Origin of the sequence: Tumidithrix elongata BACA0141 (assembly GCF_036349135.1) — a bacterium.
GTDB lineage: Bacteria > Cyanobacteriota > Cyanobacteriia > Pseudanabaenales > Pseudanabaenaceae > Tumidithrix > Tumidithrix elongata.
In genome coordinates this window covers 1-17,354 of record NZ_JAZBJZ010000029.1, presented here as the reverse complement: position 1 = coordinate 17,354, position 17,354 = coordinate 1, and the positions used below count along the sequence as shown (strand labels likewise).

General features: G+C 45.7%; 15 protein-coding genes. 5 read left to right on the top strand and 10 right to left on the bottom strand.

What is annotated here, in order from left to right; genetic code table 11:
• Positions 1–290: 290 nt before the first annotated feature.
• The gene (locus tag V2H45_RS09350) at positions 291–800 is read left to right on the top strand and encodes a hypothetical protein (RefSeq protein WP_330483368.1); all 510 of its coding nucleotides are present in this window, start codon (positions 291–293) and stop codon (positions 798–800) included.
• Positions 801–978: 178 nt separating this feature from the next.
• Here V2H45_RS09350 and V2H45_RS09345 read toward each other — a convergent pair whose 3' ends face one another.
• From V2H45_RS09345 to petJ, 3 genes are all read right to left on the bottom strand, one after another.
• Positions 979–1,935 carry an NAD-dependent epimerase/dehydratase family protein gene (locus V2H45_RS09345; protein ID WP_330483367.1) on the bottom strand — a complete coding sequence of 319 codons (957 nt, stop codon included), beginning with the start codon at positions 1,933–1,935 and terminating at the stop codon, positions 979–981.
• A 515-nt stretch (positions 1,936–2,450) separates the two neighbouring features.
• Positions 2,451–3,410 carry a tetratricopeptide repeat protein gene (locus V2H45_RS09340; protein WP_330483366.1) on the bottom strand — a complete coding sequence of 320 codons (960 nt, stop codon included), beginning with the start codon at positions 3,408–3,410 and terminating at the stop codon, positions 2,451–2,453.
• 49 nt (positions 3,411–3,459) lie between these two features.
• Positions 3,460–3,804, bottom strand: coding sequence for a cytochrome c6 PetJ (gene petJ, locus V2H45_RS09335; protein ID WP_330483365.1), 345 nt, complete (start codon positions 3,802–3,804; stop codon positions 3,460–3,462).
• A gap of 269 nt (positions 3,805–4,073) precedes the next feature.
• Here petJ and V2H45_RS09330 point away from each other — a divergent pair, with 269 nt between their 5' ends.
• The gene (locus V2H45_RS09330; protein WP_330483364.1) at positions 4,074–4,547 is read left to right on the top strand and encodes an Hsp20/alpha crystallin family protein; all 474 of its coding nucleotides are present in this window, start codon (positions 4,074–4,076) and stop codon (positions 4,545–4,547) included.
• Between the two features lie 138 nt (positions 4,548–4,685).
• Here the strand turns inward: V2H45_RS09330 and V2H45_RS09325 are convergent, their stop codons facing one another.
• From V2H45_RS09325 to V2H45_RS09300, 6 genes are all read right to left on the bottom strand, one after another.
• Complete coding sequence (locus tag V2H45_RS09325) at positions 4,686–5,378, bottom strand: DUF4276 family protein (protein WP_330483363.1); 693 nt, start codon at positions 5,376–5,378, stop codon at positions 4,686–4,688.
• A complete protein-coding gene (locus tag V2H45_RS09320) occupies positions 5,339–6,415 on the bottom strand; it encodes an AAA family ATPase (RefSeq protein WP_330483362.1) in 1,077 nt (358 codons plus the stop codon). Before V2H45_RS09320 ends, V2H45_RS09325 begins: the two co-directional genes overlap by 40 nt.
• Positions 6,416–6,529: 114 nt before the next feature.
• Positions 6,530–7,387, bottom strand: coding sequence for an ADP-ribosylglycohydrolase family protein (locus V2H45_RS09315; RefSeq protein WP_330483361.1), 858 nt, complete (start codon positions 7,385–7,387; stop codon positions 6,530–6,532).
• A 120-nt stretch (positions 7,388–7,507) separates the two neighbouring features.
• Positions 7,508–8,050: a DUF1697 domain-containing protein gene (locus V2H45_RS09310; protein ID WP_330483360.1), complete on the bottom strand. Its 543-nt coding sequence runs from the start codon at positions 8,048–8,050 to the stop codon at positions 7,508–7,510.
• A gap of 90 nt (positions 8,051–8,140) precedes the next feature.
• Positions 8,141–8,434, bottom strand: coding sequence for a hypothetical protein (locus tag V2H45_RS09305; protein ID WP_330483359.1), 294 nt, complete (start codon positions 8,432–8,434; stop codon positions 8,141–8,143).
• Between the two features lie 81 nt (positions 8,435–8,515).
• Positions 8,516–8,986, bottom strand: a complete 471-nt coding sequence (locus V2H45_RS09300) for a DUF29 domain-containing protein (protein WP_330483358.1) — start codon at positions 8,984–8,986, stop codon at positions 8,516–8,518.
• Positions 8,987–9,263: 277 nt separating this feature from the next.
• Between V2H45_RS09300 and V2H45_RS09295 the strand changes: the two genes are divergently transcribed.
• The 3 genes from V2H45_RS09295 to V2H45_RS09285 all read left to right on the top strand — a co-directional run bounded on the left by V2H45_RS09295 (position 9,264) and on the right by V2H45_RS09285 (position 13,592).
• Positions 9,264–10,283: a hypothetical protein gene (locus V2H45_RS09295; RefSeq protein WP_330483357.1), complete on the top strand. Its 1,020-nt coding sequence runs from the start codon at positions 9,264–9,266 to the stop codon at positions 10,281–10,283.
• Positions 10,284–10,342: 59 nt separating this feature from the next.
• Positions 10,343–11,626: a M16 family metallopeptidase gene (locus V2H45_RS09290; protein WP_330483356.1), complete on the top strand. Its 1,284-nt coding sequence runs from the start codon at positions 10,343–10,345 to the stop codon at positions 11,624–11,626.
• A gap of 91 nt (positions 11,627–11,717) precedes the next feature.
• Complete coding sequence (locus tag V2H45_RS09285) at positions 11,718–13,592, top strand: AAA family ATPase (protein ID WP_330483355.1); 1,875 nt, start codon at positions 11,718–11,720, stop codon at positions 13,590–13,592.
• Positions 13,593–13,688: 96 nt separating this feature from the next.
• Here V2H45_RS09285 and V2H45_RS09280 read toward each other — a convergent pair whose 3' ends face one another.
• Positions 13,689–16,982, bottom strand: coding sequence for a response regulator (locus V2H45_RS09280; protein WP_330483354.1), 3,294 nt, complete (start codon positions 16,980–16,982; stop codon positions 13,689–13,691).
• Positions 16,983–17,354: the final 372 nt, after the last annotated feature.

The following is a 17,354-nucleotide window of genomic DNA, read 5'->3' as shown; positions in this document are numbered from 1 at the left end:
TGAGATATAGCACTCAGGCATTATTCTCACGCAATGTTTTCTCTGCCTAGAATCGTAGAGGCAATTCATAAATTACCTCTACCTATAAATCGAAGAGGATGGCTATATCTAGAATCAAGTAGTTAGGCGTAGGTGTTGAGTTTATCTTTTGGATAGGGAAAATCTTCTAGAAGGGATCTTTAAGAAGTTTCAATTTTTGTGTAAGTTCCTATCTACCATTAACCGCAAACAGGGATTCACCATCATTTGCTTCGAACAAACAGACATATCAGAACTGTGAGGAAACACCAATGACTATTGATGACGCATTATTGATTGTAGATTCTGTTTTGCCCCATAAAAGCTTGAGTAACGTGCAAGAACTCATCTTTCGATATACATGGGAAGGTAAGACCTATTTAGAGATCGCGGAAATTGCTGGCTATGACTCTGCCTACATCCGAGATGTTGGTTACAAACTCTGGCAAGTTCTCTCTAAGGCTTTTGGCGAAAGAGTAACCAAAAATAACTTGCAAGTGGTCTTGAGACGATATGCCGTTCGGTCTGGAAATGGTCGCTTGCAAAATGCCATTAGTGGAATCATGACTCCTCAAGTTGCCCCAGCAACGAGTCCTGCTGTAGCGCTCTTACCCGATGTTCCCAGCCGCGATATCACCAGTGACGCTTCTAAATTGCTCAATCAACTGTCACGAATTCTCAGCGAACCTTTTGGCGATCGCTATCTACAACAAATGAGCGAGAGTTATCCTGAGCCATCGGTGAAACTAACCATTACCCTCAAAGTCAGTATGGCAGACTAGGATACACTTCATCCTCCGATTCTTTCTCTTAAAAGAAGGAACCTCGTTCCCTACCCTACCCTACGGGAAGTCGCTTCGCGTCTAGGGCAAGGGGAGGGCTAGGGTGGGGCAATTCCTAGAAGTTTCAGGATTTGCAGACAAACAGACAAAAGTTCTCAAAACTCTCTGTCAACATCAGTTACTTGATATCCAAAGCACTTAGGATTCGATCGTCAACTGCAAAGTCGATCGCGGACTTATCTCTGCCAGACACCAAATAATCTTGATGGAAAGAAGTTTCTAATCCAGCCAATAGATCGAATTCTGGTTCCCAATCGAGATGATCGAGGGCTTTATCTATAGCCGCAAAGAAATGCTGCAAACGGAAAGGGAACGCCTTTTTCTTGCCGAAATCAAAGTCTTTAGGATTGTAATAAACCAGTTTGACCGCATCCGCAGACTTGCCCGCTGCGATCGCGCATTGTTTCGCCAGTCCAGCAAACGTTACATAGCGAACATCAGAAATATTATAGATTTCCCCGATCGCTTTCTGATTGCCCAACACAGCCACCATCGCCGCTGCTAGATCTTCCACATGACCGAGTTGAGTGATAAATTGCCCGTTCCCTGGAATTGGAATTGGGCGATCGCGCACAATGCGATCAAAAAACCATGCCTCTAAGTCGTTGTAGTTCTGAGGCCCATAAATATAGGTGGGACGAATGGAGGTATAGGGAAAGGCATTTTTTTCATAGACTTCGTTTAAATAAGCTTCGGTATGAAGTTTGCCTTTGTGACGACTTTTAGGATCGACCGCATCGCCTTCAAAATAGGGCAGAATGTCAGACTCTAAATACACACCTGCCGAACTCATATAGACAAAATGGCGAACCCGATCTTTAAAAATGTCGATCAAGGGTTTAGAGTCGCTCAATTCTCTGCCATTGTTATCAAAAACGACATCAAACGACTCCTGTGAAAGTTTCTCTTTTAGTTGCTGCGGATCGGTGCGATCGCCAAGAATTACCCGTACATCTTCGATGGGTGCGGGCTGATTACCTCGATTAAATAAAACGACTTCGTGCCCCTGAGATACGAGCGCCTTGGTAAGTGCCACGCCCATAAACCTTGTGCCACCCATGATTAGTACTTTCATATATTGCGATGTGTTATAGAGGTTACGGATGAGTAATGTTTATTATTGCTACTTGATTTTAAAGCTTATTCTCATCGCTTCCTCTTAAGGATTGACACAAGATTTAGATTTATGTCGATCGAGTGATCTAGGTCACATCAAAGCCATGACCTAGGATACATACAGACAAATAAAGGGTGGGCTATGCTTAATTCATCGAAAAAAGAGAGGCTCATATTATGAGTATCCACAATCTAGTTCTTTACACATTCAGGTTTTTAACAATTTCTATAACTGGGTTGATCGTTTTGAATGCGATCGCCTACTAAGCAAAGCTGATAAAGCAAAACTGACAAAGTAAGACCTGACAAATCATCTTCTTTGTTAAAAATTTGCGGTTTTTCCATGAATAAAGATTGAATCGAGGGGATTCATTGCCAATACTGTCGATCAAACGGGTAAGATCTACTCGATCGACGGTATTTTTGTGTGTAGAGTCAATGGTTTCCTCTCCATATCAGCCCTTTTTTACTATTTCATACGAATAAAATCCGATCGACAGTTCTAATTTCCTTGGCAAGGTCAAGTGCCTGTTGATAGTTGGCGATCGCACCCTGTTCTAAAAACTCATTTGCCGCATTTTGGATGTCCGCGATCGCAGCAGTCTGTTGCCCCAAGCTATATCTAGCAATACCGCGATTGAGCCATGCCTCAGGGTTGTGAGGATTAAGTTGCAGAGATTGGCTCAGATCGGCGATCGCTTGGGCGTAGTTGCGTTGTCGATGGTAGGCACAGCCTCGATTGTAGTAAGCCCGATCGTCGCGATCGTTCCACGCAATGGCATGGCTATAGTCTGCTAGAGCGGCTGAGACATCTTTTAGCGCGAAATATGTCAACCCTCGGTCATTGTGAATATTTGCATAGATACTGCCAAATTCGGGCGATAAATCTGGAGTTTGTGTTGCTTCAGTATTCTCAAACTGGAGCGCTAGCGCTGCGAGGGATCGGTCGTAATCTGCGATCGCTTCTCGATAATTCTTGAGTTCAAACTTTGCTAAGCCCCGATTGTAAGTAGCCCTAAAATCACTGGGAACAACCTGTAGTAATCGATCGTAGTCAGCGATCGCCTTTTTGTATCGCTTCAATCGGTAATAAGATAGCCCTCGATTGAGATAGGCTTCGGGATTTTTGGGATTTATCTTTTGGGCTTGGGTGCAGTCAGCCACGGCATTTTGATACTGAGCCGTTTGCAAATAGGCTAAACAGCGATTGCTATAGGCAGCACTGAGGTTTGTCTTGAGGGCGATCGCATGGCTAAAGCTTGCGATCGCAGCTTGATAATTGCCCAACTGCATCTGCTCGACAGCCTGTTGGAAGGGGGATGCAGCAGCGGATGCGCTTTGAGTGACGAAGCGATCGCTGGGAGCAAAAAGAAAGAGGCAAATCACAACCCAGAGAATGCCTGTGACTCTTAACAATCTACCAATGCGTTGCATGAGCTTGCCTCAATCTTTTATGAATTTTTCTGATGGAATCGCTAGCAGCCTACTTCTTCTTTGCCCAGCCGTTATCTGCTTGCGATAGAACATAGTTGGCTACATTCTCAATCTGCTCTGCATTGAGTTTCTTCCCAAAGGCTGGCATACCATTTTTGCCATTGGTGACTTGCTTGGTAATTGCCTCAATGGAATACATGCCGTACTCTTGAAGTGCTGCTAGTTTCAGAGTTTTATTCTTCACGACGTTGTTGTTTCCCTGTAGATGGCAGCCAATGCAGTTTGCTTTAAAGATTTTGGCTCCATCGGCAATATCTGCCGCAGAGGATGGCTGCACGAAAGCCAATAGGCACAGGCTCATGGTTAGAAATATGGCTACAAGCGTTCTCTTCACGTTGATTCTCCTTGGATAATGTCAGTTGCCTAGATGATTTGCCCTATCATTCTTTCGACAGAGATACGCTTACGTCAAATGACAGCTTGTCAAACTATAGCCATCAGGCATGATTTACTAAAAGCTTTGTTTAAGGTAGTGAGAACACAACCGAAGTGGTGCGGTTCTCCTGACTGTAAGACAAATGGAACCTCAGCCATAATAACTATGTGAGCAATGAAGCTCACAAGAGTAAATACCCAAACCCTTACACAGGAGGACTGATAGTTATGTTGATGCGTTGGCAACCCTTTCAAGAAGCTGATCTGTTACGCCGTCAGTTCGATCGCCTTTTTAGCGATGTAGCTGCCCTCACAAATGAAGCGACTGGTGCAGAATGGCTACCTGCTACGGAATTGCATGATGATGGTGAAAACCTCACACTTCGTGCCGTTATTCCTGGAATGGAGGCCAAAGATCTAGATATCCAAGTTACCAAGGATACCATCACTCTTGCTGGCGAACGCCGCTCTGAAAAGGAAGATAAGACCAAAGACTACTTCTGGAGCGAAGTTAAGTATGGCAAGTTCTATCGCGTCATTCAATTGCCGATCGCCGTTCAAAACGACCAAGTGAAGGCTGAATACAATAATGGCATTCTGACACTGACTTTGCCTAAAGCTCCCGAACTCAAGGCTTTTAAGGTCAATCTCTCAGGCTTGGATTCAGCAGAAACTGCCAAAAATCTGGAAGGTAAACAATAGTTTCGTGTGAGTTGTACGTTTATGCAAACGTGATACTTGAAAGTGAAGTAAGTTAATGAAGTTGCGATCGCTGTTGAGGAAATCCCCAACAGCGATTTTTTATTTGCAAAGCTCTATGGCTTTCACAGCTTGATATTGTCAAACACTAGTCTTTGAAAGCGCTTCAATGCGTTCTACCCAATCATTAAAATACATGCATTCGCGGCGGATAGTGTCTAATCCTATATCCAAGGCTATTAGAGAGCCGTGGAGAACTTTTTCATAGTTGCTGCATATCTTGAGGATTCGTTTAGAAGGAGCTGTTGCCTGTCCATCATTGATATGCTCAGGTGAGTTAAAACTGTTCCGAATATCGAGCAACTTGCTGGTTAAGTCAGGGCTGCTAAACCAGTTTGTAAATGCATTAGGGTCACTAAATAAAAGTCCTTCAAACTCATGAATGACAAGATTGGCAATGAAGTTGGGTTGCGCGATATCTTTTTGAAATGCCTGCTCAACAGCCTTTGCTTGCTCAATTGACGAAGCCCCAATAGAGGATGACATTCCTGGGAAATCTGATGGCAATGCATAAAAATCTAGAAGTGTTGTGACCCATGCGGTACGATCTTCTTTACACTTGGTTTCAATTTGCCATTTGATTTTATGGTAAGAGACAACGCCCCCTTTGCCCTGTTTACTTGTGCGTAAAACAATTGGGGTCAGCCAGATATCCAGACGATGAAAATGCTCAGACAAAACATCGCCGACAAAGGTCTCTTCCGTTTGACCTTCACAGAAAACAAGGACTCTAATCATCGGGACGGTCTCCCACCCAAGATATTTTTCTGCCATAGCTCGCCAAGGGAATATTCTTCGAGCCAGCTTTCTAGCTCATCTTCATTAAGTCGATGTAGATATGTACATCCTTCATTGCGATCGGCAACAATTACATCTTTCGCGCTGAACTCGTTGAGTAGTGCGACTGACTGCGTAGAAACAATAATCTGTTTCGATTTGGAAGTGGCACGTAGTAAAGAAGCTAAGACATTAATCGCATATGGATGAAGCCCTAATTCTGGTTCGTCGATCAGAATTAAGTCAGGTTGAAGATTTTCTGGTTGCATCAGCACTGTTGCTAAGCAAATAAAGCGTAAAGTTCCATCTGATAATTGATACGCTTTAAATGGCTTGTCTTCACCTTTTTCAAACCACTCTAGTTCGATTTGGTCTGGGCTATTTGGCTGCGGACGCAGGCAAAAATCACCAAAGAATGGAGCGACCAGTTGGATGGTTTTCACAATTCTTTGATAATGTGTCTGATGTTGTTCTTTTAGTAAAAATAGGTATGCGGCAAGATTCTGAGCATCCGATCGCAGATAAATATTATCGTTAATTGCTTGACGCTGCTTTACTAGGGAACTCTCTCCAGTATCGTGAAAGTGATAAATCCTCCAACCTTTCATCGGAAGTGGCATAGTGGGGTCAGCCATCTTAATTAAGTCTTCTATTCTAATTTCGAAATGAGCGCCTTCACTTCCCAAATTCTTTTGGTCAAACAAGTAGTTCTCTATAGCAAATACCATACGATTGTCTTGAGTTGGCTCTAATACAAATTTGTAGCTGATATTGCTAAAATAGAGTTCTGCACTGAGTTCTCTAGTTTTTTTGCGACCAAAATGCAGGAGTACATCTGGCCCACCCTGTTTGCTAGTGTAAAGCTGTAGCTTTCTCGCCACTATTTGTTGGATCATTTGAAAGAAGCTAATAAAGTTTGATTTGCCAGCTCCATTCGCACCGATCAATATATTCAGTTCTTTTAACTCAAGATCGCACTCACGGATTGATTTAAAACCTTTTATAACAATGCGAGACAACTGATTTTGGTTCATCTTTTAGTCTCCTAAACCGATGAGCATGACGCAGAATAAGTATAGAAATGCCAAAAAACGCGACTTAAGTTTGAACATGGCAACACCCAAAGACAAGCTTTCACGATCCTGAGTTTAGACCAAAGGCGATCGCCCCGAAACTTTGGCTAGTAACTGAGCATCTAATGCCAGAATGTAATCCCGCCCATAGGTATCGTTTTCAAGCGCATCTACCAAATGTTGGGGCAAATCTTGAGAGACTTCGTGGCTGCAACTGGCGGCGGCTAGCGCGATCGTTGCCACCGTATCGACATCGCCCCCAAAGTTAATACTGTCGCGCAAAACTTCGCTGAGACTATCGTTACGAGTCACGGCTGTGACAGCAGCTCTAACACTCATCCATCCTTTCGCTCCTACTTCGCCTTGCCAAGTACTTGCCCACTGATAGCCCGGAACCTTGGCATCTAGAAAATTCCCCAAGTCTGACTTGGATCCTAGATCGTATAAAAAGTAATGGGTCATCAAGGCAGATGCTTGGGCTGCCGCAATGCCAGCAGGGGTATCGTGCGTGAGTTTTGCTTGAATCGATGCTTTTTCTAGTACCTCAGCGATATCGCCAAAAACACCGATGGGACTCGCTCGCATGGCAGAACCACTTTTATCGCTTTCGGCGCGAATGTTGGCAAGGAACTCTTGACCCGTTTTGGTTTGCTGTAGGAATGCATAAAAACGCGATGCATAGCCTTCATGGGGATCGCGGTGAAATACTTCGACAAAACCCTTCGCGAGGGATTCTGGAGTCCAAGGAACTTCGGAAACAATGGCTTCCGCGATCGCTAAACTCATCTGCGTATCATCCGTATATTGACCTGGGCGAATATCATGTTTGGGATGCTTGATGTAGCCAGATAAATCGTTACGCTTCAGAATCGGTGCGTCAGCATATTCAAACCCAGCTCCATATGCGTCACCAATCGCAAGTTCTAATAACATAAGCAACCTTTTTACCTAATTTACACTTCGCGATGTTTGATTTGCCTACGCGAATGCTTTGAATTTTACACCCCCGATCGCTTTGAAATCGCGAACTGCTCGTGCGATCGCTAACCATCCTTATTGTGCAGGATATTTCGCAGCTATTTTTGAGATCGTGCTGGCACTGCGAAAGGTTGCCTTTAGTTTGAGCTTTTTCTCAAAGACTGCGTTAGAGAAAGTGGATTCGCTCTGCTTCTTTTTGCATAACCAGTAGACCTCGCGATCGCGGGTATGAAAGTCGTCGATCTCGGTCTTTAGAGTATTGAGTACTTGCAGAGCATCCTTAGTCAGTGTTTCCGCTAAAAATGCGATGTTTAAGGCAAGAGCAGATTGCAACGCATTCTCTGTAAAGGGTTTGTAATTGGCAAGATCGGAGACTTCTTGATCCGTTCTAATAAATGTCGCAACATCGTAACCTAAGGAGCTTTTGAGCTGTTGCTCAATCGTCTTTTCGAGGCTCTTAGCATTTTTAGAATCAGCATTGAAGATGACATTACCACTTGCGATAAATGTCGAAACCTCAGAGAAATCCATTGCTTCAAATAGAGAACGAAGGTAGTCCATTTTGACTGTATGACCTCCCACGTTAATGGCACGCAGGAATGCAATATATCTTGGCATAGCGTATTTTGAACTACTTGTGCTTTGCGATCTCGGACTATGCTCTTAGAATGGCTCGAACGAAAAATCGTATCTGCTCTACTTCGAAGTTTAGATAACCTCTTGGCGCTGCTGTCGTAGAAAGTTAAGGAAGTCATCCATAGAGTCTTCTTCAGGCCAAAAGCTAGCAACAAAATCCTTGGGATTATTAAAAATTGTGGGGGATTGGGTGGCAAGTAACTGATTGAGCGTGTTACCTTGCCAAAACTGGGTACTGAGCGTTTTAAGGTCAGTTTGTAAATTTAAAGATGAATCACTTTGGGTAAGAATTTGCAGCAATTGTTGCCGTTCTATGGGTGTGAGCGGCTGAATGGCAGCGATCGCGGCTTTGAGTTTTGGGGTCATACAATTTTAAAGGCTACGATATTTAAAGGCTACGATACTAAAGAGTTTGGGCATGGAGTGAGGAATATTCTTATTTTATGCTTACTGAGATTCATGAGGGAGCCAGTCTTCGTCTAGGGCTTTTTCTAGCGTAAAACATGGCTCTTCGGGGATGAGCGTTGCATCAAGTCCACTAGCTTTAAGAAATAGCTTTCGTCCATTTTTATATTCCAGCGCAAAGTTCTCATTAAGCCAGCTTTTGAGACTCGGACTGTCTTTGAGAATGACTTTGATTTGCAAGCGAAAATTGGTAACTTCTACATCCCAGCCTCTAAAACAACTGTCTCGTTCAGAATCCCAATAAGCGATCTTGAGTAGGTGTTCGCAAAGCCGCATGAGATAACTAGAAATTGCTCGTTTGTCGCTTTTGCCCAAGCCTTCGATTTCCTCAATTAAATTATCTAAGTCGATATTGCTAAGATCGCGCGATCGCAGTTGGTCGATGGTTCGATCTAGCCAAAGTTGGTAGTCCGTTTCATACAGTGAACATTTTGCATCGATGACCGCAATCATGGTGAATTCCTCCAACTTGCTCTAGTCTCAGCCAGATAATTATTTTACAACAAGCCCCTTTTTGTGCCCTCAGAATTCAGCAATTCCCCATTCCCTGCGGAAACGTCTCGCGGTCGGGATGCATACTGCTGCCCCCATACCCCAGCCATTTATAAAGACATATTGTTTTTGTCAAAAATTGCCTGAAATTGTCGGAAAAAACTTCCCCATACCTGTTACAATGCGTTGACTTTTTGGCACGTCTGCGGAAGTAACTGGTGAGGATGAAGAAAAATCTATGAAGCGACTTGGTAGCAAAACAGCTTGCTGGCTTGGGGTGGTTGCAGCATTTTCAGTTGGCGCGACCCTATTCCCGCCGGAGGTGACAGCTCAGTTTACGATCGTCAATCGGGACAATCGCGGGGTTAGAGACGAAGGCGATCGCTTACTCGACCTCGGCAAATTTCAACTCGATCGGGGGCTACCCAAACAGGCGATCGCATCATGGCAAAAAGCGATCGTATTTTATCGCCTCGTCAACGATCAAACCGCTATTTCCCGTACCCTCACCATGATTGGGGATACCTATCAAACGATTGGCGCTAGAACCGATGCCCAAGAAACCTATCAAACCCAACTTGGCTTTGCCAATACGCTCAAGGATCCGAGCGTCCAAATATCATCCTTAAATAGGTTGTCAGCGATCGCCTTGATTAAAGATGCACCTGCCGAAGCCCTGCCGATCAATAAAGCCGCGCTCGATCTCTCCCGCCAGTATCAGCATCTATTTGGGACAGGTACTGCCCTGCATCACAGTGGTCTAATCGCCGCCCGTTATAGCGATCATTTCACCGCGATCAAACGTTATTACGCCTCTATTCCCTATCGTCAGGACATTCGAGATTTTTCGGGTCAAGCCTATACCCTGATTAACAGTGGGGATAGCTATATGGCGACCGATAACTTTAAAGCCGCTATTACTGACTATGGTTGGGCATTGACAATCGCTCGCGAAACCCATGACTTGAAGCTAATGGCGATCGCCACCGACCGTCTGATTGCTCCCTATTTAGAAATTCCTAACTTTTACCGCATCGAAGATTTACTCCAAAATCGCACGGGTATTGCCCTCGTCTTAAACGACCTGCCCACAGCGATTCTCACCCAGCGTCAGCTCGGCGATTTGTATCTCTCCTTTGGCTACATTCCTAAAGCACGGGAGGCTTACCAACAGTCTATAGATTTTGCTGTTAAGCTAAGAGATGATTCGGCAGTACGTGAGTCTTATTATCGGTTACAAGCCCTCGATCGGTCGTGAGATCGGCGTAAGTCGCATGTAAGCTCGAATCGGGTATTCACTTAACCATTCAGCAAGATATGACCGTAGCGATCGCTCCCCCTCGGACTAGTCTGGCTGTGCCAACCGTGCACGTCTTACCCAATGGCGTGAAAATCATTGCCGAGCAGATTCCCGTCGATGCTGTGAATCTCAGCATTTGGGTGAATGTTGGTTCTGCCGTCGAAAGTGATGACATCAATGGCATGGCACACTTTTTAGAACATATGGTGTTTAAGGGCAGCGATCGCCTCAAGGTCGGTGAGTTTGAACGCCTGATCGAGTCCCACGGTGGTAATACCAATGCGGGAACCAGTCAGGACTACACCAACTACTACATCACGGTTGCCCCCAAGGATTTTGCCAAACTCGCACCGCTTCAGTTGGATGTCGTCTTAAATGCCAGCATTCCCGACCCAGAATTTCAACGCGAACGCTTAGTCGTGCTCGAAGAAATTCGTCGCAGCGAAGACAATCCCGAACGGCGTATCCAACGTCACACCGCCGAAATGGTGCACGAATTGCTGCCCTATCGTCGTCCTGTCTTAGGCCCTGCGGCAGTGATTTCCCAAGTTACTTCCGAGCAAATGCGTGACTTTCACCGCAGTTGGTACGCCCCCCACAACATGACGATCGCTGCCGTTGGCAATCTGCCCGTATCTGAAACAATCGAAGCGATCGCCAATTATTTCGATCGGAACTCCCATCCTGCACCCATTCCTCAAACTCGCCCCACTTGGCTCCCTGAGCCAGCCTTTGATACGGTGGTGCGGCAAGAAGTTACCGATAGCAGTTTGCAGCAAGCCCGCCTGATCATGACTTGGCGCGTACCGGGACTAAATGCGATCGAAAAAACCTACGCACTCAATATTTTAGCAAGTGTCTTGAGTGGAGGACGGACTTCGCGACTCGTCAAAGACTTGCGTGAAACTCGTCGCTTGGTCGATCGAATCTCGGTCGGTAATTCTTCCCAACTCTGGCAGGGAACCTTCCAAATTTTTGCGAAGCTAGATGTTGAGAATATCCCCCAAGTAGAACAAGCAATTCGCGAGCATTTAACTAAGCTCCATGACGAATTTGTCACGATGGTAGAGCTAGAGAAAATTCGCACGCAGGTCTCCAATCGCTTTATCTTTGGCAATGAGTCACCCAATCAAAGGGCAGGGATTTATGGCTACTACGATCGCATTGTCGGTCATCTCGACACAGCCCTCTACTATCCTGATTTTATTAATGCGTTAACGCAAGCTGATTTGCAAGCAGCCGCACGCGAATACCTAAACCCTGATGCCTATGGGGTTCTAATCGTAAAACCAGACGCCTGAGTACAGCAAACCAGATAGAATTGACTCAGGCAAGTTCTTAGCTTGCCTTTAGTAGCTCGTTTTTAGCATTCATACTTGGGGTGGTGCACGCATGAGTAACGATGAAGGGAATTTTTCTTTTCGCAATAAGGGACTAGAGTCTCTCGTCGATGAGGTCAAGCAGCTACTCAATCTAGAGCAACTCATCGATCTGGCACAGAAAATCGAGCAAAAAGCAGACTCAGGCGACCTTAAAACCCAAGTCCAGTTTTCCACTCGCGTTTCCAGTATTCCGAGACAGGGCAATATTCCACGGAGCAGTCCCCGTACTTCCACACAACCTGGTGGGGATGGAGCGAGTTACGAATCCAATGCACCTTCTGTGACACCACCCGAGACCAAAAATACAGCGCACCCCCTCGATCAAATGGTGGGGGGACTGGGAAACACCTTGGCACAGTTGCGCGATTTGGTCGAGATTCCGCTCAAGCGACCTGATATTTTAGCGAAACTAGGTCTAGAGCCGCCCAAAGGCGTGCTGCTGGTCGGCCCCTCAGGAACGGGCAAAACCTTAACAGCGCGATCGCTAGCAAATACCTTAGGTGTCAACTACATTGCGATCGTGGGGCCTGAAATCATTGGCAAGTTCTATGGTGAAGCAGAAACCCGATTGAGGCAGGTATTTGAAAAAGCGGCGAAATCAGCCCCCTGTTTGATTTTTATTGATGAAATTGATTCCCTCGTGCCCAACCGTGCCTCTGTTGAAGGCGAAGTCGAAAAGCGTCTGGTCGCTCAGTTGTTGGGGCTCATGGATGGGTTTGCTGCGACAAAAGGCGTGATTGTACTGGCGGCAACCAATCGCCCCGATGCGATCGATCCTGCCCTGCGTCGTCCCGGACGCTTCGATCGCGAGATTATGTTTCCCATTCCCGATCGCCAAGCCAGACGAGAGATTCTTGCCATTCACACCCGACCCATGCCCCTGAGTGAAGATGTCAATCTTGAAGCGATCGCCGATCAAGCCCATGGTTTTGTGGGTGCTGACTTAAAAGGACTATGTCAAACCGCTGCCATGCAAGCGCTACAGCGGCAAGTTCCCAATCTGTCACAAGTCCCCGATCGCCTCGAAGTCTCTAAAGCTGACTTTGATTTCGCCCTCAAGCAAGTTCATCCTGCCGTACTGCGATCGTTACAAATTCAAGCTCCCCATGTGCGCTGGTCAGAAATTGGCGGACTCGATCAAATTAAGCACACCTTACAAGAAGCCGTGGCAGGGGCTTTGCTCGATCCAGAACTCTATGCCCACGCCCATGCCCATGCGCCTAGAGGCGTTCTACTATATGGGCCACCGGGTACAGGCAAGACCCTATTGGCAAAGGCAGTGGCGACGGAAGCTCAGGCAAATTTTATCGCGGTCGCAGGTCCCGAACTCCTGACCAAATGGGTGGGTGCTTCCGAGCAAGCGATTCGTCAATTGTTTAGCCAAGCCCGCCAAGCTTCTCCCTGTGTGATATTTATTGATGAAATCGATACCCTCGCGCCTGCTAGAGGCAGTTATCAGGGGGACAGTGGTGTCAGCGATCGCGTGATTGGGCAGCTTTTAACCGAACTGGATGGCATTCAGTCGGCAGAGGGGATTTTGGTGATTGCTGCGACCAATCGCAAAGAATCCCTTGACCCAGCCCTGTTGCGATCGGGACGAATTGAGTTGCATATGATGGTGGGATTGCCCGATCGCGTTGGGCGTCGCGCCATCCTCGCTGTTCACAATCGCGAACGACCCTTGGCTGAAGATTTAGATTTAGAACGGTGGGCGGAGCTAACAGAAGGATGGAATGGAGCCGATCTGGCTTTTTTAAGCAATCGCGCTGCGATTTTTGCGATCCGCCGCCATCAACTCGATGGGGATGGTATTTTGAGTAACCTCCATATCACTGGGGCTGACTTCGATCGGGCGTTAGCAGAAATTAGTCAACAACGGGAATAGGAAATTTCTCTCGTAAGGGCAATTCATGAATTGCCCTTACCACGATTTTAGGCTGACTGCTGTAGGTATGCTCCAAAGATGAAGCTTTGAGTTTCTTTATACGAGGCGTGCCTTCGCAAGCTGCAACTGCTGCTGAATTGTCTGGTTAAGTTGTTTTAACCGAACTGGTTTGGTTAAGTAATCATTTACGCCGACTTCTAGACAACGTTCGCGATCGCCAGCCATTGCCAGTGCTGTTAAAGCAACGATCGGAATATGTTCCATCGCTGGATTTGCCCGAATCTGTCGAGTTGCCTCCAATCCATCCATGATCGGCATTTGAATATCCATGAGCACAATATCTGGTTTCTCTATTTCAGCAAGGTAAACAGCCTCCTGTCCGTTTTTAGCAATAATTAAGCGATAACCACAATTGCTAAGGTAGTCCCAGATCGTATCTACATTAGCCTCGTCATCTTCAGCAATCAAAATTAGGGGTTGGAGCATTTCAGGCGAGGCTTCTACGTTTGGAGTAGTGATGTCTGGCTTGGAGTTCCAAGTTTTATGGATAGCTCTGCGAAACTGTTCTTTCGCAATCGGTTTCACAATATATTCGGCTGCACCTAAGGATAGTCCTTGCGATCGCTCGTCAACGAGGGAAATAATCAGAATGGGAATATGTTGCGTCAGTGGATGACTTTTTAGTTGGGTAAGGACTTCCCATCCCAATAGATTTGGCAAACAGCTATCAAAAACGATCAGAGGCGGATTTACACGGATGACTTCTTGCACAACGCCTTCACTCCATGGATACACTGTACCTTGAAGCCCTAGCTCATGAAGGTAGTGCGTTATTTGCGGTGTATCCATAGGAGAACCTTCAATAATCAGAACGGGGTTACTATGGATCGGGAGTAAATTATCAATCCCAGATGAGTAGTCAACAGGTATTGGTTCGCTGTTGTGATACGGGATTCTAACTGTAAAGCAACTTCCTTGGTTAATCTCACTTTCGACAGTTACTGAACCACCATGCATCTCTGCAATTCGTTTCACTAAAGATAGACCTAGCCCAGTGCCATTATATTTCCTACTTAGCTTGCTATCAATTTGGACGAAAGATTGAAATAGTTTTTGGATATCTTCTGGAGCAATACCGATACCCGAATCAGCGATCGAGAAAGCAATTTGGCTAAGAGAGGTTGATATGGCATTGCTTTCAAAGCTTTCCACTTTTACTTCTAAAGTTACGCGTCCTCCTTCAGGTGTAAATTTCACGGCATTGGTCAATAGGTTAATCAATACCTGTCGCATTCGCAGTTCGTCTACTTCTATTGCATTCAAGTTATCTGGAATTTGAGTAATTAGCTGAATGCCCTTTTTGAGTGCCATTTGCCTGACAAAAGTGAGACTAGTGTCGCAGAGGGTTTTAACGAATGTATTTGCGATTTCCAGTTCTAACTTTCCTGCCTCAATTTTTGCCAGGTCAAGAATATCGTTAATCAGTTCTAGCAAATGTTGTCCGCTACGCTCGATCGTAGCGATGGATTTTTTTTGCTTTTCGTTAAGCGCACCAAAAACCTCATCTTGCAGACCTTCAGACATGCCCAGAATGGCATTGAGTGGGGTGCGAAGCTCGTGGCTCATATTTGCTAAAAACTCATCTTTAAGCCTCGTAGCACGCGCCAGTTCGGCATTTGCCAGTACGAGTTGCTCTTCTGCTTGCTTGCGCTCTGTAATATCTCGTATGGAAGTCAAATACGAAAATTGGTTATCCCAGTCCATCTCAGAAACCACTACTTCTCCTACATCAATTTTGCCATTCTTGCCTAAGATAAATATCTCAAAGGGTTTATTGAGCGTGATCGGAACCCCTAAGTCGAAACCATTCAGTTGTTCGGGTTGCATCCCAAACATCCTTCCTGCTGAGGGATTAGCAAAGACTACCTGTCCGTAACGATTGAGAATGAGGATGCCATCCGAAACAAGATCGACAATCAAATTGAGATGGGTTTCACTGGCTGCAAGAGCCTCTGTACGCCGCTCTACTCTTGTTTCCAGTTCGCGATTTAGCTGCAGTAGTGCCGCCTCTGCCCGTTTGCGATCGCTGACGTCTTTCACAAGGGAAAATCGGGCAGGTTTACCTTCCCAATTAATCAAATGAGACGTTATTTCTACATCAACGATCGTGCCATCTTGCTTTCGGTGTTGCCATTCACCAGAGTAGGAAGGCGATTGCAGGTTGCTCAGAATTCCTTCTAGTTTAGGCACATCCTCTACTGGACGAATATCTCTAATTGTCATGGCAAGGAAGTCTGCCTCTGAGTAGCCATAATGCGCGATCGCCGCACGGTTTACTGCCAGAAATGCCAGTGTATCTGTCTCATAAATCCACATTGGGTTGGGATTGTTTTCAAACATAAACCGATATTGCACTTCTGAGCGCGATAAGGCTGCTTCTACCTTTTGTCGCTGAGCCAATTCGGTTTGCATTTGTGTCAGGACGGTTGCCTGCTGAAGAGCAATGCCAATATGTGCGGCTAATTGTTGAAGTAAATCTACAGCAGATGCTTCCCAATGGCGAGGTTGGGCGCACTCCTGTGCGGCTAATAAACCCCAAAGCCGATCTCCTTGTAAAATGGGTACTACAATAATCGCTTTTACCTGAATTTGCACGAGAAAATCGCGGTGGCATTCCGTTAGAACAAAGTTAATATTGTCTGTAACTTGAATCCGTCCATTTTTATAGGGTTCCACCATAGCTTCCCCGAAATGCGTATCGGTGAGAATTCTTCCCAATAGCGAATCGCAACCACGCGCAACAGATTCGGCTACTACGATGCCGCTCCAGTCAGGTTCAAACCGATAGGCAATTACGCGATCTGTATGCAGAAACTGACGAATTTCAGTGACTGTGGTGTCAAGTATCGTTTGAAGATCGAGAGAGGCTTGAATGCGGTTGGCGATCGAGGTTAATAACCATTCGCGGGCAATTTGGGCTACTTGGGTTTGCTGCTGCGATCGCAGGGCATCTGCTCTTAATAAGCTTTCTAACGTCAGCAGCCCAATGGGATACTGGCGATCGTTTAACAGGGGTAAATGATGAATGTGGTGTTGATGCAGCAAATTGAGAGGGGCTGCTAAGTCCTGAAACCGATCGAGATCCAGCGTTATCACTGGCTGAGTCATGACTTCGGCAACGGATATTTTGGTATAGTCCTGCCCAGTTGCCATTAGCCTGACTAGATCTGTCCTTGTTAAAATTCCCACCAACTCAGACGCTTCTACCACTAGAACACAACTATAATCGCCCTGGTGCATCAAACTAGATGAATCTTTCAGGGAAGACTCAGCATAAACGATCAGTAAATTTTGAGCGATTGCCTGTTCTAGTTCATCGGGGATAGCCATTTTTGTTTCTTAGGACATCTTTAGTTTTCTTGTGGTAGGCTCTAATATTCTAATTACCGATTAGAGTCCGCCCCATGACTACCCCTTAGTATAGCAAGTTCAGTCCAACCCATTAATAGCTCCTATGACAGGGAAAGTGTTGGCATCGGAATCTCCTGGATATCCTGTAATCTTACCACTCCATTTCATCTCTTGGAGTATCTTGCGAATCCAATTTTGCATTAGACTGTACGGTTCGTCCGCAAGCATTCATAAAAAATCACCCAAGGCTAAGTTCGGGTGAGGGTAATAAACTAAAGTCCTAAGGGAGCATACCCCCTAGCCTGAATAATTCATCAGGGAGAGAAAGTGGAGAAAAAAAAGAGCCTAAAA

What these genes read in the sequence shown, in the direction of transcription:
- V2H45_RS09350 (WP_330483368.1), top strand. Translation starts at nt 291, where the DNA reads ATGACTATTGATGACGCATTATTGATTGTAGATTCTGTTTTGCCCCAT.
- V2H45_RS09345 (WP_330483367.1), bottom strand. Translation starts at nt 1,935, where the DNA reads ATGAAAGTACTAATCATGGGTGGCACAAGGTTTATGGGCGTGGCACTT.
- V2H45_RS09340 (WP_330483366.1), bottom strand. Translation starts at nt 3,410, where the DNA reads ATGCAACGCATTGGTAGATTGTTAAGAGTCACAGGCATTCTCTGGGTT.
- V2H45_RS09330 (WP_330483364.1), top strand. Translation starts at nt 4,074, where the DNA reads ATGTTGATGCGTTGGCAACCCTTTCAAGAAGCTGATCTGTTACGCCGT.
- V2H45_RS09325 (WP_330483363.1), bottom strand. Translation starts at nt 5,378, where the DNA reads ATGGCAGAAAAATATCTTGGGTGGGAGACCGTCCCGATGATTAGAGTC.
- V2H45_RS09320 (WP_330483362.1), bottom strand. Translation starts at nt 6,415, where the DNA reads ATGAACCAAAATCAGTTGTCTCGCATTGTTATAAAAGGTTTTAAATCA.
- V2H45_RS09315 (WP_330483361.1), bottom strand. Translation starts at nt 7,387, where the DNA reads ATGTTATTAGAACTTGCGATTGGTGACGCATATGGAGCTGGGTTTGAA.
- V2H45_RS09310 (WP_330483360.1), bottom strand. Translation starts at nt 8,050, where the DNA reads ATGCCAAGATATATTGCATTCCTGCGTGCCATTAACGTGGGAGGTCAT.
- V2H45_RS09305 (WP_330483359.1), bottom strand. Translation starts at nt 8,434, where the DNA reads ATGACCCCAAAACTCAAAGCCGCGATCGCTGCCATTCAGCCGCTCACA.
- V2H45_RS09300 (WP_330483358.1), bottom strand. Translation starts at nt 8,986, where the DNA reads ATGATTGCGGTCATCGATGCAAAATGTTCACTGTATGAAACGGACTAC.
- V2H45_RS09295 (WP_330483357.1), top strand. Translation starts at nt 9,264, where the DNA reads ATGAAGCGACTTGGTAGCAAAACAGCTTGCTGGCTTGGGGTGGTTGCA.
- V2H45_RS09290 (WP_330483356.1), top strand. Translation starts at nt 10,343, where the DNA reads ATGACCGTAGCGATCGCTCCCCCTCGGACTAGTCTGGCTGTGCCAACC.
- V2H45_RS09285 (WP_330483355.1), top strand. Translation starts at nt 11,718, where the DNA reads ATGAGTAACGATGAAGGGAATTTTTCTTTTCGCAATAAGGGACTAGAG.
- V2H45_RS09280 (WP_330483354.1), bottom strand. Translation starts at nt 16,982, where the DNA reads ATGGCTATCCCCGATGAACTAGAACAGGCAATCGCTCAAAATTTACTG.